Origin of the sequence: Sorangium sp. So ce124, assembly GCF_051525235.1 — a bacterium.
Classification (GTDB): Bacteria; Myxococcota_A; Polyangia; order Polyangiales; family Polyangiaceae; genus Sorangium; species Sorangium atrum.
Map to the genome: position 1 here is coordinate 13085242 of NZ_CP150312.1, position 12536 is coordinate 13097777.

The window sequence follows — 12536 nt, forward strand, 5'->3', positions numbered from 1 at the left end:
GCTAACCCCGCGATCGCTGGTTGGCCGGATGATTCTCTGACGCTTCCGGGGCAGTGCGGGCGACCCCTCCCCGACCCGCACCACGCCTCCGGCGAGCAACCCGCGTCAGGCCAGTGCGCGCGGGCGACCAGACATTTGTCGCGACGCTCCCCGGCGACACCACGGCGGAACCGCCGACGCCACGGGGAATCGCTCTGTGCACCCTTCCCCCCTCATCGTACCCTAGCCGCCGCGGCCATGGATCTCTACCCCTCGCTCCTTCAGATCGTAAGGATCCTCCTCTCCGAGGACGACGACGCGAAGGCCCCCGAGCTCGTCCTCCGCCGCGTCCTCGAGGCCACGGGCGCCGACCGCGGCTTCATCGTCGTCCGGGAGGACGGCTCCTACGAGCAGAAGTTCGCCGTCCACTTCGACAAGGCGAAGATCTCCGACAAGGAGCGCAAGTTCAGCCGCGGCCTCGTGCGGCAGGCCATCGAGACTCGGCAGATCGTCCACCTCTCCAGGGACGCCGACGAGCCGCGCTCCTCGCTCCTCAAGAGCCTCGAGGAGTCGGGCGCGTCCGCCGCGCTCGTCGCACCCCTCGCCCACGGCGCCGACGTCTACGGCGCGGTCTACGTGGAGTACAAGTCGCGGGCCGCCAGCGACGAGGCGCTCCGCTTCGTCGCCGAGTTCGCCGAGCTCGCAGGGCTCTTCCTCAAGCGGGCCAGCGAGCGCGAGGCGCTGCGCCGCCGGAGCCAGCGCCTCGAGCGCGATCTCTTCGCCCGCTACGATTTCGAGGGCATCGTCACGCAGGACGCCAGGATGCTCGCGCTCCTCAAGACGGTCGCCCAGGTGGCCGACTCGGACGCGACAGTGCTCGTCCGCGGGGAGACGGGCACCGGCAAGGAGCTCATCGCCCGCGCGCTCCACGTGAACAGCCCGCGGCGCAGCAAGGCCTGCGTCACGCTGCACACCTCGGCGCTGCCGGGCACCATCCTCGAGTCGGAGCTCTTCGGCCACGTCAAAGGCGCGTTCACCGGGGCCGACCGGGACCGCGTCGGGCGGGTCGCGTCGGCGCAGGGAGGCACGCTCTTCCTCGACGAGGTCGCGGAGATCGCGCCCGAGGTGCAGGCGAAGCTCCTGCGCTTCCTGCAGTTCGGAGAGATCCAGCGCGTGGGCTCCGACCGGACCGACAAGGTCGATGTCCGCGTGATCGCGGCGACGCACCAGGATCTGCCGGCGCTCGTCGAATCAGGGAAGTTCCGGCGAGATCTGTACTTCCGGCTCAAGGTGATCGAGATCGAGATTCCGCCGCTGCGCGAGCGCGCGAGCGATGTCCCGCTCCTCGTCGAACATTTCCTCCGCACCTGCTGGAAGCGCCCCGGCGAGCGGCCCCGCTTCACGGAGCGCGCCGCGCGGGCGCTCCGCGAGCATGCGTATCCGGGCAACGTGCGCGAGCTCGCCCACGTGGTGGAGCGCGCGTGCATCCTGGCGACGGGGCCGGAGCTCGACGTGGATCTGCTCCCGCCCGATGTGGCGCAGCCAGCAGGCCCCGGGCCCCTGGCGCCGCGCTTCTCGCGGCTCTCCGCCGACGAGCTCGAGGCGGCGCGCGAGGCGGGCGTGGCCGAGCTGGAGCGTGCGTTCCTCGTGGCGCTGATGGATCGGCACGGGGGGAACGTGTCGCAGGCGGCGCGGGAGTCCGGGTTCAACCGGACCTACCTGCAGAAGCTCCTGGCGAAGCACCGGGTCGCCGGCGCAGGCGGCCGGCGCCCTGCCTTCGATGGCTGACGGACGCCGCCGGCCTTTGAACCGCCAAGCCGCCAAGGACGCCAAAAAATCTTAATCATCTTGGCGTCTTATGGCGCCTGGGCGGTTCCCTCGTTCCGGCTGGGTGGGGGAGTTCCCTGCCACCCGCTCGGGAGCTCCCCCCGAGCGCGGCCCCCGCTTCACCGCGCGCCGCCGTGCGCCGCAAGCCACTCCTTCGCCGCCGTGAGCGCGCGCTTCGCGTACTCCCCCTCTTCGGCGGCATAGGCGTCGCGCGCCTGGGTCGCGAGCTTCATCGCCCGCGCCCGGTCCTGCGCTGCGCTCCAGAGCGCCCGGGCCGCGTGGAAGCGCGTATCCGCGAGCTCGATCGGAGAGACGCCCTCGCCCTTCGCCGCATAGATGGCGAGCGCCCGCTCGGCGAATGGACGCGCCTTTCCCGGCTCGCCCATGTCGTTGTAGGCGCTGGCGATCCCGGTGAGCAGCGATGCGACCGCATGCGAGCTCGGGCCCACGGCCTTCTCCTGGATCGCCGCGGCGCGCTCGAGGCGCACCAGACCCTCGGCGTACCTCTTCTGCGCGACGAGCGCGCTCCCCAGGTTGGCGAGCGAGGACGCTACGCTCGCATGATCGGGGCCGAGCGCCTTCTCCCGGATCGCGAGCGACCGCTCGTAATAGGGCGTCGCCTCGGCGAACTTTTGCTGCATCTCAAGGACAGCCCCGATGTTGTTGAGGGATGCCGCCACGTCGGGGTGATCGGGGCCGAGCGCCTTCTCCCGGATGGCGAGCACCCGCTCGTGAGCACGCCTGGCCGCGTCGGTCTCGCCGAGCATCACGAGCGCATTGCCGAGGTTGTTGACGGAGGCCGCAAGGAACGGGTGATCGGCGCCGAGCGCCTTCTCCTGGATGGAGATGGCGCGCTCGATCCGGGGCAAGGCATCTCGGTATTTGCCCTGGGTGTTGAAGAGGCGACCCAGGCTGTTGAGCGTGAGCGCGACGCTCGGATGAGAGGCGCCCAGCGTCTCCTCTCGGATGGCGAGCGCTCGCATGGTGGCGCGCTCCGCGTCGTCGAACCTCTCGAGGTGGAGGAGGACGGTGCCCAGGCGGCTCCACGTCGCCGCGACCTCGGGATGGTTCGGGCCAAGGGCCTTCTCGAGCCCGGCCAGGGCGCGCTCCACATGCTGCGCTGCCTCGCCGTACTTCCCCTGCTCGTCGAGGACGCTGCCCAGCGTGCTGAGCAGCCGCGCGCTCGCCAGCGTGTCGCCCCCCGTCCGCTCGACGGCGCCCTCGGCGGCCAGCTGCAGCGCGAGCGCGTCGGCGTGCCGGCCCTCGAGGTAGCCGACCACGTAGATGAGCTGGGTCCATGCCTCCGCCGCGAGGGCGTCGTCCCTGGCCCGCGCTGCCGCGCGCAGCGCCTCGCGGAGCGCCGCCTCCGCGGCCGGGGCGTCGTGCGCGTCCCGCGCCGCGCGCCCGAGCATCAGGAGCGCCTCCGCCTCGATCGGGGCATGGTCCGCCGCGCGGGCCTCGTCGGCGAGCGGCCGCGCGAGCGCGAGCGCGTCGCCGAACTTGCCGGCCTCGTCGAGGGCCCTGACGTCGGCAAGGCGACCCCGCAGCGCGTCGATGCGGGCCCGCGCCGCGGCGTCCGCAGGTGGCGGGACCGCCGCCGTCAGCGCGCCCGCGTCCGCGCAGCGCTCGAGGCCGGGGAGCGCGAGCGATGCCTCGATCGACCGATCGAGCACCTCGGCGTCCGCGCCGTGCGCGAAGAGCGCCGTGAGCGCCCTCATCTCCTGGCGGCGGCGCTCCAGGCACATCGTCCGGAGATCGAGGAGCCCGGCCGACTGATCGCCCCGCACGTGCGTGGCCTCGCACGAGTCGGCGTACATCGCGACCCACGCGCGCGCCCGCTCGCCCAGCGCCTTCTCCACGCGCCGGTACGTGTCCTCCGCGTACGGCCGCCCGGTGCCGGCGAACGCCGCCCGCACCTTCGCCATCGTCGCCTCGTCCCAGACGCCCGCGAGCCTCGCCTCGCCGCCCTTGCAGAGCCTGTCCGCAGGCTGCCGCGCGAACGCGAACACGAGGAGGCCCGCGAGCGCGAGCCCCGACGCCGCAACGAGCCCGCGCCTCCACGCCGCCGCCGGATCCTTCGCGAGATCGGCGAGCAGCGCGTCCATGTCGGGATATCGAGCTTCCCGATCGACGGAGAGGCCGCGCTCGAGACAGCGGCGGATCCGCGCCGGCATCTCGGCCCCTCGCGGCGGCTCTCGCACCCGCCCGAGCGTCACGTTCTCGCGCAGCTCGTCGTAGGTCGTGCCGGCGAACGGACGCTCGCCCGCGAGCGCCTCCCAGAGCGACACGCAGAACGCATACTGATCGGCGCGCGCATCTGCGGCCTCTCGCCGGTGCTGCTCCGGCGCCATGTAGACCGGCGTCCCCAGGAACGAGCCCGAACGCGTGAGCGCGGCCTCTATCCCCGCCTCCGCGGGGCCGCTGACGGCCTCGCCCTCCGCGAGCCCCGCGAGCCCCGCGAGCCCGAAATCGGTGACGCGCACGCGGCCGTCGGCGCCGACAAGGACGTTGTCGGGCTTGAAATCGCGGTGCACGAGGCCCGCGTGGTGCACCTGCGACAGCCCTTTGCCCGCCTGGAGGAAGGCCGCCACGACCCCTGACGCGGGCCGCCGCTTCTCCACGCAGAACGCGCGCAGCGTCCGGCCGTCGACGTGCTCCATCACCACGCGCACCTGACCGCCCGAGGCGTCGACCTCGTGCACCGTGACGACGTTGGGGTGCTTGATCCTCGCCATGGCCTGCGCCTCGCGGACGAGCCGCGCGAGCGCCGTCGCCGCGCCCGAGCGCCCCAGCACCTCGGGCCGCAGCACCTTGATCGCCACGTCGCGGCCGAGCACGTGATCGCGCGCCCGCACCACCACGCCCATGCCGCCCTCGCCCAGGCGATCGAGCACCTCGAACCGGCCGAGCTTCGTTCCCGGGCGCAGATCGAGCGATGCATCGGCCCCGGGCGGCCCCGGAGGCTCGGACGCTCCCCCGTCCGGGACGACAATCGTGCTTGCCAGCGGATCGATGGTGACGCTCGAGGACGCGTGCTCGTCGCGGGAGGTCGATTGCCTCGACGGGGGCTCCTCGGTGGTCGCGGAGCGCGACCGCGGCTCCTCCGAGAGCAGCGCGTCGCAGCGGGTGCAACGCGGGTTGAACGGAGAGTTCTCCGCGCTGCACCCCGGGCAGATGATCACGCTCTCGCCCAGGCTCACAGGACGCTGTGTAGCATGCCGCGTCGCGGCCTGTGGTCGCCTGCGTCACCCGCTCCAGGGTGGTGGGGTAGTTTGACTGAAGGCGCGGTCTTCTGAACCGCCAATGCGCCAGGGACGCCAAGAAAATCTCAATAATCTTGGCGTCTTATGGCGCCTTGGAGGTTCCATCATCCCGGCAGGGTGGGGGAGAGGCGGCTACCAGCAGGTCGGCTGACCCTGGCAGCAACCGGGCTCCCCGGGCTCGCAGGTCTGCTCGTCGCACTCCGCCATGCAGGCATCGCGCTCGGCGGCGCACGACTCGTAGTCTTCGTCCCACTGGACGCAGAGCATGAAGAACTTGGCGCACCGGCCCTTGCAGTTGAGCAATTCCTGGCCCGCCTCGCCCACCTCGCCGTCGGGCGACGGCTCCTCGGCGACCTCGACCTGACAGCCGAACAGGGCGAAGCTCGCCAGCAGCGACGCGAGAAGGATGGACATGGATCGTTGGGTGACGCGAGTGAACATTCGACTCTCCTCGATGGTGACCGGACAGGTGGAACAGCGATGTCGTTGAACTCGGCAGGAGCCCACGGCGAGCGGCCCTTGCTCTCTGCGAGCTACGTGCTTGCCAGAGGGCCGGCGCAGGCCGTGCGACGGCCCTTCGCGGCGATCATTCGCAACGGCAGCGAGGCGGCGGCCCCAGGGTGCACACGAGCTTCTCACCGGGCAGGCAGATGGGCGCGGCCAGCGGCATCGGCTCGGCGTGGCTCTCGTTGGCGGCCTCGACCACCGCGCCTTCGCTCGATCCGGGCGTGGCGGGGTCGGCATCACCGACGTGCGCGAGCGGCAGCAAGAACGCAGCGAAGAACAGGTGCTTCATGGTCGACTCCTTCGGGTTGCTGGTCGTCTCGACGCCGGCGAGCCGCCCTCCGCGCGTCGACCCGCGCGCAACGTGCATGGCGCGGTGGGTGAAACGGCGTTGATCCGGCGTTGTCGGCGAGAAACGAAGCGTCCGGCGAATGGTTTTGCAGATGCCATGCCACGGCGAGCGGGCCGGGCGTCCGTCGGCGAGCTCCCGCGTTTACGCCGAAAACGAGGCTTATCGCTGCCCGGATCTCCGGCGCCGAGCACGAGGCTGCCGAGCCCCCTGCCTCGCTGAAGGAGACACCTGTTCCTCGCGGAGAACAGCGCGCTGGCTCGGGGCGAACAGCCACGACGTGAACACATCGAGCGGCAGCGGCGGTGGCACGACCACGCATGCGGCGATCGCGTGGGCCTCGAACTTCGGCGGACCGCTGCAGGTGACGGGTGAGTCGTCACGACCGCAGTGGGAGTACTTCGACTCCGCGCCAAGCGGGCTCTCCGTGAACTTCGGCGCTGCCGGCACGCCTTACGCCTACGGCAAGCAGTGCATCTCGGTCACCGGCGGCTACCCCGCTCCGATCCTCACCGCCAAGCAGAAGTCCGTGGTCGAGGACGACGAGTGCTGGGGGCCGATCTGCAATCCGGACGACCATGTCGGCTCGGTCACCGTGGACCGCGTGGCGTGCAACGCCGAGGTCTTCAACCTGGGGAACTCCACCGGATGGACATCGACCCAATCCGCGGGCGCGACGGCCGACGTGTCGCTCGTGACCTACAAGCTCTGGTGTTACTCCTGCAAGAACGTCGATAGCCCGTATTGCTCGAACGGGGTCCAGTAGACGTCGCCTTCTCGCGCACGCACGCAGAACCAACAACCGATGGGAGCGCCCTGAGCTCCACTTCCTCCATCTGGAGAGAAACGCCTTGAAAACTCGTCTATCCTTCCAGGCGGCCATCGGCCCGACGGCAGCCGCTTGTGCCACTGACATCCCAGCAGACCCCGTCAAATGCCCGCGACCGGCACCGCGTCGAGCCCGCTGCTCGGCGAGCTCGACGGGTCGCCTCCTCTGAACCCGAACGCCGAGCACGAACTCATGACCGGTCGCCTCACGAAGGTGCCGGTCAGCTCGTGCGCTGATCTCTCCCTGATGCTCTCCGGCGCCCACGACGTCATGTTCCGCAGTGTGTGCGCGTGGAAGGACAGCGACGAGGGGCGCTGAGACACGGGCGTCCTCGTCTCCTATGACAGCGGCGGCGGCACCTCCACGCTATACAACAACGATGACCCGAACCCGGGGCTGCACGGTACGGGCACCCAGGGGAGCTTCGTCGACCCGCCGGCGCAGCCGGCGGCGACGACCTATAACCTCAAGGTCTTCAGCCAGATGCGCGCGACATCGCGCACCTTCGTCCACTATAGCCTGAACGCCGGCGTCACGTGGACGCGCGTGCCGGACGGCAAGGAAGGCGAGCAGTTCATCAAGGTTGGCGGCACCCTGGTCGGTGTCGGCTCATTGCACAAGGGCGATACGCTGAAGGTCGAGACGCGCTCGAATGGCGCGTACGACGAGGATACGGACATGGTGCCGTGGAGCGCCGACAACACCAGCCTGAAACCGCCCACGAAGAGCTGGGACCAATCGGGCGAGGTCCGGGATCCACGTATCGTGATCACGACCGACGACTGGGCGTCGCCGAGTAACTATGTCCTCCTGGGAAAGATGACGAGCAACGCGGACTGGAACGGCGGAATCGAGACACGCGTCGATCTGGTCCACGGGCCGCTGTCGGTGCTCGGCTCGGCCTCCCTGACCGCGCGCGGCGGCTCGTGCGGCGCCGTCCTGTCGCCCGGCCGTTATCTCCTCCATGTGTTCGCGACGACCGACATGCCGGTCGGCGCGTTCACCGCGGACCCCAGCACGCACCACCTCTCTAGGGACATGCCGGTCCTCGGCGCCGAAGGGGCCCGAACGACGACCGTGACGGCTATGGTGACTCCACTTGGTTCCGTGGTCAGCCGAACGACATGGCGATGACGATGCAGTCCAGATCCTGAGCGGCGCCGTCTGGCGGACCATCCGCTCCCGAAACATCCCGGGCGGCGCGTACGGCGCGGATCCCGCGACCGGCGGCTTCAACAAATTCGCGCTGGATCTCGACGTGCAGCACGCAGGCACCTTCCGCGTCATCGCCGTGCCGGCCGCGGGCGTCTCGCTGTTCGAGGACTGGCGTCATGAGCGTAACCCCGAGGCCACCGTGCTCAAGGTGGCAACGTACAACACGCTCTTTAACTCCGAGTCGTTCGACGCGAGCAAGTACGCGAACATCGCGAACCTGCTCGGGACGCGGGGCTCGCTCGACCCGTTGCACCATCGGATCGAGGAGCGGCGCGATCAAGCGCCATTTCAGTGGGAGAGCGACGTCATCGGAATGCAGGAGGTCATCAAGGAGCACGACGACAATGCGCCGGACGACAAGTACACCGCCGTCATGCTCGACGAGCTGAAGCTTCGGGGCCCGCTCGACTGGACCTTCGCGCAAGGGTGCGGCGAGACATGGGACTGCGTGGTCGTGGGCGGCTGCTCCGACGGACCAGGGATGAACCCGACGTTCGTGAACAGCAACTTCTTCCCCACCGAGCTGCCCGCCAGCGCGTACTTCAGCTCAGCCGCGAAGAAGCGCGCCGACTGCTACGACAGGGATGGCCACCCCTATTATAACGAGTGCCACCTGAGCAAGCAGGGCATGGGCGACGGCGACACCTACAACTACGCCACCACGGCGAAGGTCGCTGAATGGCGCGGGGGCGCCGACGCTCGCCTGATCGCCATGTTCAACGTGCACATGGAGGCCTCGAAGGGGCCGAAGGACTTCGCGCCCCGTGTGGGCGAGATCAGGTCGCTCTTGAAGATCATGGACAGGCTGCTCGAGGCGGACCACCTCGCGTTCAACGGCGCCGCCGAGACCGACGAGCACAAGCCGAGCCCTCTCCACCACCAGAACCGCGCGATCATCATGGGCGACTGGAACGTCTGCGCGCACGAGTGCGGCGAGCACTACTGGATGGTGCGCATGCTCCGCGAGCACTTCGGCTACGCCGTCGATGTCTCCATGGTCCTGCCGGACGCGAACGGCAGCCTCAAGCAGACGATGCACACGGGCGACTTCGGTTATGGCGCGGACGAGGTTCCGATCGGCTACCAGCACATGACGTCTGACGATCCGCGCCCGGGGCCGGCGTGGCTTGCCTGCCAGTCGACCCACGTCCACTCGGCCTCCAGCGCGTTCCGGTGGTGGGCCACCGACTGGCGCAACAAGAAGTCGACGGCGGACAAGGCGGGCGAGCGGCTGTCCATGATCGTGCTCGTCGGGAGTGGCTGGGAGTACGACGATCCTGTCTTGTCGTATGCGTTTATGAGAGACAGAAACTTCGTGTCACCGATGAACCCGTCCGGCCGAGGCGCCGAGATGTAGCGCCCCGGCAGCTGCGCGATGCGAGGTCGGTCGGCCACGCCAAGGGGTACGTCCCCCACTACTTGCTCGGCTGCGATGGCTCGTCGCACGGCGGCCTCAGCGCGGGCGCGCCCGCGCTGCATAGCGACCACCGCCCGATGGGAGCGTGCCTTCGGATCTGGTCGCGGTTAGCAAGCGGCGGCGGCCGTCTTCGTCGAGGGCGTGGTTCGTTGAGGCACCGTTCTTCGTATGCAGCACGAAGCCACGATTCGGTACGGGAGATTCTGTGCCTCATATCACCAGCTGAGCGCCTGCGGGACAGCCTTGAATAAGGTCGAAAGCTCCGGGATTCTTCCGTGCTGCCGCTTCATCTCCGACCAGACTGTCGGGTGCTGCCTGCACTGCACCTCTCTTTCCAGCTGCTTCAAGTGCCTCCGAGGTGCGCCTTGCTCCTGCTTGAGCCGATACTGTGAAAGGTGCGCCTTGTAATCTTTGTATGCTTGCTGCCGAGCCTTCGGAAGGAACTCATTCTCGTTCAGCCGGAGCACGCGGATGGTGTACTCCGCCCGCCGATATGCGCTGGTCTCACGCCTAGCCCGCGGCACGAACCAGAAAGTGTCCTGCAGGTCGAGCGCCATGTACTCGCACGGGTCTTCCGCGCGCGGATCGATCAGAACAATGTCGCCTGCTATAGGGAGCACGACGGGAGCTCCACGACCTCGGGCGACTTCTGTGAACTCGCCCGAGCCGTGCGCGAAGACGGCAAATTGGTTGTTCTTCGGGCCATTGCACGGTCCGCACGCGTACAGATAGTTCGGCCACGCGAACACCGCACCAGGGTAGAGAACCTTGGGTCGGAAATGCTCGATCTCATCAGCCGCCGAGTCCTCGCAGTAAACACATCTGCGCGCGCCGGAACACATCTCCGTGAGCGTTTCTTTTACCGCGTCGAACGTTGGATCTCCCTTGCGGTTGCGCGACTTCCAGCTCATCGTCGCGCGCTCGACGCGCGTCGGATAGTCGTCGATCCCGTCGATTTCCTTCTGGTACGTGTCGAGCTTCGCCTGCGCCGCATCGGGGAGCTGCCGATCGGGGAGTCGGATCATCGGCTGTCCCCCGGTACCTCGCTCGCTGCCGTGGGCATCGCGCTCTTCAGTCTCCTCTGCTCTTTGCGCTCTTCCGCCGAGAGTCCGTCAGCAAGTTCCTTCTGGTTCAGCTCGGCGAGACGTGCGAGACGTGCGAGCGCCTCCGGTGATCGCATCGTGACCTCGCCGAACGCACCGGTTCCGTACGCATCCAGGACATTGCCATAGAGCAGCCGATCGAGCGCGATCCCTGTCACCATCCCAGCCTCCTCATCGACCCCAGGCCTCGCGAGGCGAAAGACGCTGCCGACGTCTGCCGCTTGGCAGATCAAGGGGCTGTGCGTGCTGACGATGAACTGGATCTTGGGGAAGTGATCGCGGAACCAGCGGCCTACTCGCCGCTGCCATGTCGGGTGCAGGTGGGCGTCGATCTCGTCGATGAGGACCACACCTGGCACCACGATCTTCGTCGGATCCCTCGGAGCGAAGATGCGCCTCGGGCCATACGTGATCGCGAGCTGCCGGATGAGTTCGAACGTCATGCTCAGTATCGATCGGTAACCGTCGCTCAGGTTCTCGACGGGCACCTCGCACCCGTTCCCGTCGATGAAGCGCACGCCCCTGGAGGTGATCGAATGGAGGCGAGCCTCGTGCGGAAGGAAGCCGGCCTGGTTGATGAATTCTCGGACCGGCTTGAGGAGGCTGCCCTCTGGATCCTTCTCGAGTGTCTTATAGTGAAGCAGCTTGAGCCACTCGAGGCACTCGCTGAGCGCGACTGACTCTCCGAACACCGATAAATGGCGTGCGAGCTTCGGATTGGAGTAAAAGAGCTTCTCCTGATCCTTGTCACCACCAGAAAATCGTCGGAAGGGGCCGTAGGAGGCGGAGAACCATCCGCCGGCCCCGCCCCAGACGTGACGTTTCGGGTCAAATTTGGGTGTTCGCTGTCCCGGCTCGAGCGTCACGCGGTCTGGTTCGTCCTCTGAGCGGATGAACTTGAGCGAGACCGGTAAATAATAGTTCTTCGGTCGTCTGCCACCGCCTGCGAACTCGTCAAATTCGTTGTCCCAGTCCAACGCGGCGGCGATCCAACCGGATGATTGGCCCCACCGGAGCCAATCGTTCCAGTCCTGACGAAGAGCGATTGCCTCTTGCGGACCAACGAGCGTGAGCGCGATCGCCCGGAGCAGCCCGCTCTTACCCGCGCCGTTGTCGCCGAGAATCACGTGCCATCCTGCCGCCGCGGCTTCATCGATCTCCCAGTTGATTTTGGCGATGGATCGGAGGTTCCGCAGGCCGACCTTTTTCAGGTACATGAGGCATCGCTGCCGTACCTCGTCCGGACTGTCAAGCGAGCAATAGCGACAGCTTGCAGATGGAACGGGCTTCCTCCCCATCCCCCCGTCTGCAGCCTGCAGGCGACCCCGGACGAAGGCCAACTGCGAGCGAAGCGCTGAGCACCCGTCTTCGGCGATGAACTGTTGACTATCGACGCGCGAGGCTCCCCGAGTCGCGTCGTCCCATCCGAAGCGCAGTACCCCTGCCTTCTCGGCAACTCTCCCGATGCGACCCGAAAATGTCAAGCCTGAACCGCCCGGACGAGCTGAAGGCGAGCCGTTCTCACGGACCTGCGGTCGTGCCGTCGTCGCGAGGAGGCAGCGTCCTCCCGTCCGTTTGCTACTTCACGGCCCGAGACCACGCCGACGGGTTCTCTCACGTCGAGCGGACACAGCTGAGCAGATCCAGCGAGTGAGGCGGAGGACCACCACGCGGCCGGGGCGCACGCCCATGTGGAGTACGCCGCCGAAGCGGAGGGCCCCGGGGAAGGCGATTACGCGTACGGCCATCGAGGTGACGCTGAGGGCGCGCGTCGCGAAGCTGCGACCCCGAACTGAGATAACTTGCGGGACGAGGGTTTCGAGCGTCGGCGTCGGCAGGACTGCGCAAAGCCGTGTCGACATCGGGACGGTGAGGCAGCCCTGGCGATCGATCGAACGCATCAATCTGTTTGATCAAACGATCCCACCCAAGAGCCCACGCGACGCTCATCCCATCGGCTGGTTCTGCGCTTCCGCGCAATTCGGCAAGACCTCACGCCCGCCGGGGATAACCTTGGGCGATGCGGGGCGAGCGAGCAGGCGCGGGACCG

At 68.1% G+C, this 12536-nt stretch carries 10 protein-coding genes; 5 read left to right on the top strand and 5 right to left on the bottom strand.

Going from position 1 to position 12536, the window contains the following annotated elements; all coding sequences use genetic code 11:
- The first annotated feature begins 237 nt into the window (after window positions 1-237).
- A complete protein-coding gene (locus WMF19_RS49020; RefSeq protein ID WP_437896641.1) occupies window positions 238-1767 on the top strand; it encodes a sigma-54-dependent Fis family transcriptional regulator in 1530 nt (509 codons plus the stop codon).
- A gap of 158 nt (window positions 1768-1925) precedes the next feature.
- Here WMF19_RS49020 and WMF19_RS49025 read toward each other — a convergent pair whose 3' ends face one another.
- The 3 genes from WMF19_RS49025 to WMF19_RS49035 all read right to left on the bottom strand — a co-directional run bounded on the left by WMF19_RS49025 (window position 1926) and on the right by WMF19_RS49035 (window position 5943).
- Window positions 1926-5006, bottom strand: a complete 3081-nt coding sequence (locus WMF19_RS49025; RefSeq protein WP_437896642.1) for a tetratricopeptide repeat protein — start codon at window positions 5004-5006, stop codon at window positions 1926-1928.
- 195 nt (window positions 5007-5201) lie between these two features.
- Entirely contained in the window at window positions 5202-5483 is a 282-nt protein-coding gene (locus WMF19_RS49030; RefSeq protein ID WP_437896643.1) for a hypothetical protein, read from the bottom strand.
- Window positions 5484-5655: 172 nt separating this feature from the next.
- Window positions 5656-5943, bottom strand: coding sequence for a hypothetical protein (locus tag WMF19_RS49035; protein ID WP_437896644.1), 288 nt, complete (start codon window positions 5941-5943; stop codon window positions 5656-5658).
- Between the two features lie 259 nt (window positions 5944-6202).
- On the opposite strand from WMF19_RS49035, the gene WMF19_RS49040 reads away from it, so the two are divergent.
- From WMF19_RS49040 to WMF19_RS49055, 4 genes are all read left to right on the top strand, one after another.
- Window positions 6203-6688: a hypothetical protein gene (locus tag WMF19_RS49040; protein ID WP_437896645.1), complete on the top strand. Its 486-nt coding sequence runs from the start codon at window positions 6203-6205 to the stop codon at window positions 6686-6688.
- 168 nt (window positions 6689-6856) lie between these two features.
- Entirely contained in the window at window positions 6857-7069 is a 213-nt protein-coding gene (locus tag WMF19_RS49045; RefSeq protein ID WP_437896646.1) for a hypothetical protein, read from the top strand.
- A 165-nt stretch (window positions 7070-7234) separates the two neighbouring features.
- Window positions 7235-7885 (top strand): hypothetical protein, encoded by a 651-nt coding sequence (locus tag WMF19_RS49050; RefSeq protein WP_437896647.1) that lies wholly within the window; start codon window positions 7235-7237, stop codon window positions 7883-7885.
- Entirely contained in the window at window positions 7851-9323 is a 1473-nt protein-coding gene (locus WMF19_RS49055) for a hypothetical protein (protein WP_437896648.1), read from the top strand. Before WMF19_RS49050 ends, WMF19_RS49055 begins: the two co-directional genes overlap by 35 nt.
- A 275-nt stretch (window positions 9324-9598) precedes the next feature.
- On the opposite strand, the gene WMF19_RS49060 is transcribed toward WMF19_RS49055, so the two are convergent.
- Together WMF19_RS49060 and WMF19_RS49065 are read right to left on the bottom strand one after the other, a co-directional pair.
- On the bottom strand, window positions 9599-10408 hold the full coding sequence (locus WMF19_RS49060) for a hypothetical protein (RefSeq protein ID WP_437896649.1): 810 nt from the start codon (window positions 10406-10408) through the stop codon (window positions 9599-9601).
- Window positions 10405-11703: an AAA family ATPase gene (locus WMF19_RS49065; RefSeq protein WP_437896650.1), complete on the bottom strand. Its 1299-nt coding sequence runs from the start codon at window positions 11701-11703 to the stop codon at window positions 10405-10407. The genes WMF19_RS49060 and WMF19_RS49065 overlap by 4 nt, the downstream gene beginning before the upstream one ends.
- Window positions 11704-12536 lie beyond the last annotated feature (833 nt).

Coding starts and splice junctions, on each gene's coding strand:
- WMF19_RS49020 (WP_437896641.1), top strand. CDS start 238: ATGGATCTCTACCCCTCGCTCCTTCAGATCGTAAGGATCCTCCTCTCC.
- WMF19_RS49030 (WP_437896643.1), bottom strand. CDS start 5,483: ATGTCCATCCTTCTCGCGTCGCTGCTGGCGAGCTTCGCCCTGTTCGGC.
- WMF19_RS49035 (WP_437896644.1), bottom strand. CDS start 5,943: ATGCACGTTGCGCGCGGGTCGACGCGCGGAGGGCGGCTCGCCGGCGTC.
- WMF19_RS49045 (WP_437896646.1), top strand. CDS start 6,857: ATGCCCGCGACCGGCACCGCGTCGAGCCCGCTGCTCGGCGAGCTCGAC.
- WMF19_RS49050 (WP_437896647.1), top strand. CDS start 7,235: ATGCGCGCGACATCGCGCACCTTCGTCCACTATAGCCTGAACGCCGGC.
- WMF19_RS49060 (WP_437896649.1), bottom strand. CDS start 10,408: ATGATCCGACTCCCCGATCGGCAGCTCCCCGATGCGGCGCAGGCGAAG.
- WMF19_RS49065 (WP_437896650.1), bottom strand. CDS start 11,703: ATGTACCTGAAAAAGGTCGGCCTGCGGAACCTCCGATCCATCGCCAAA.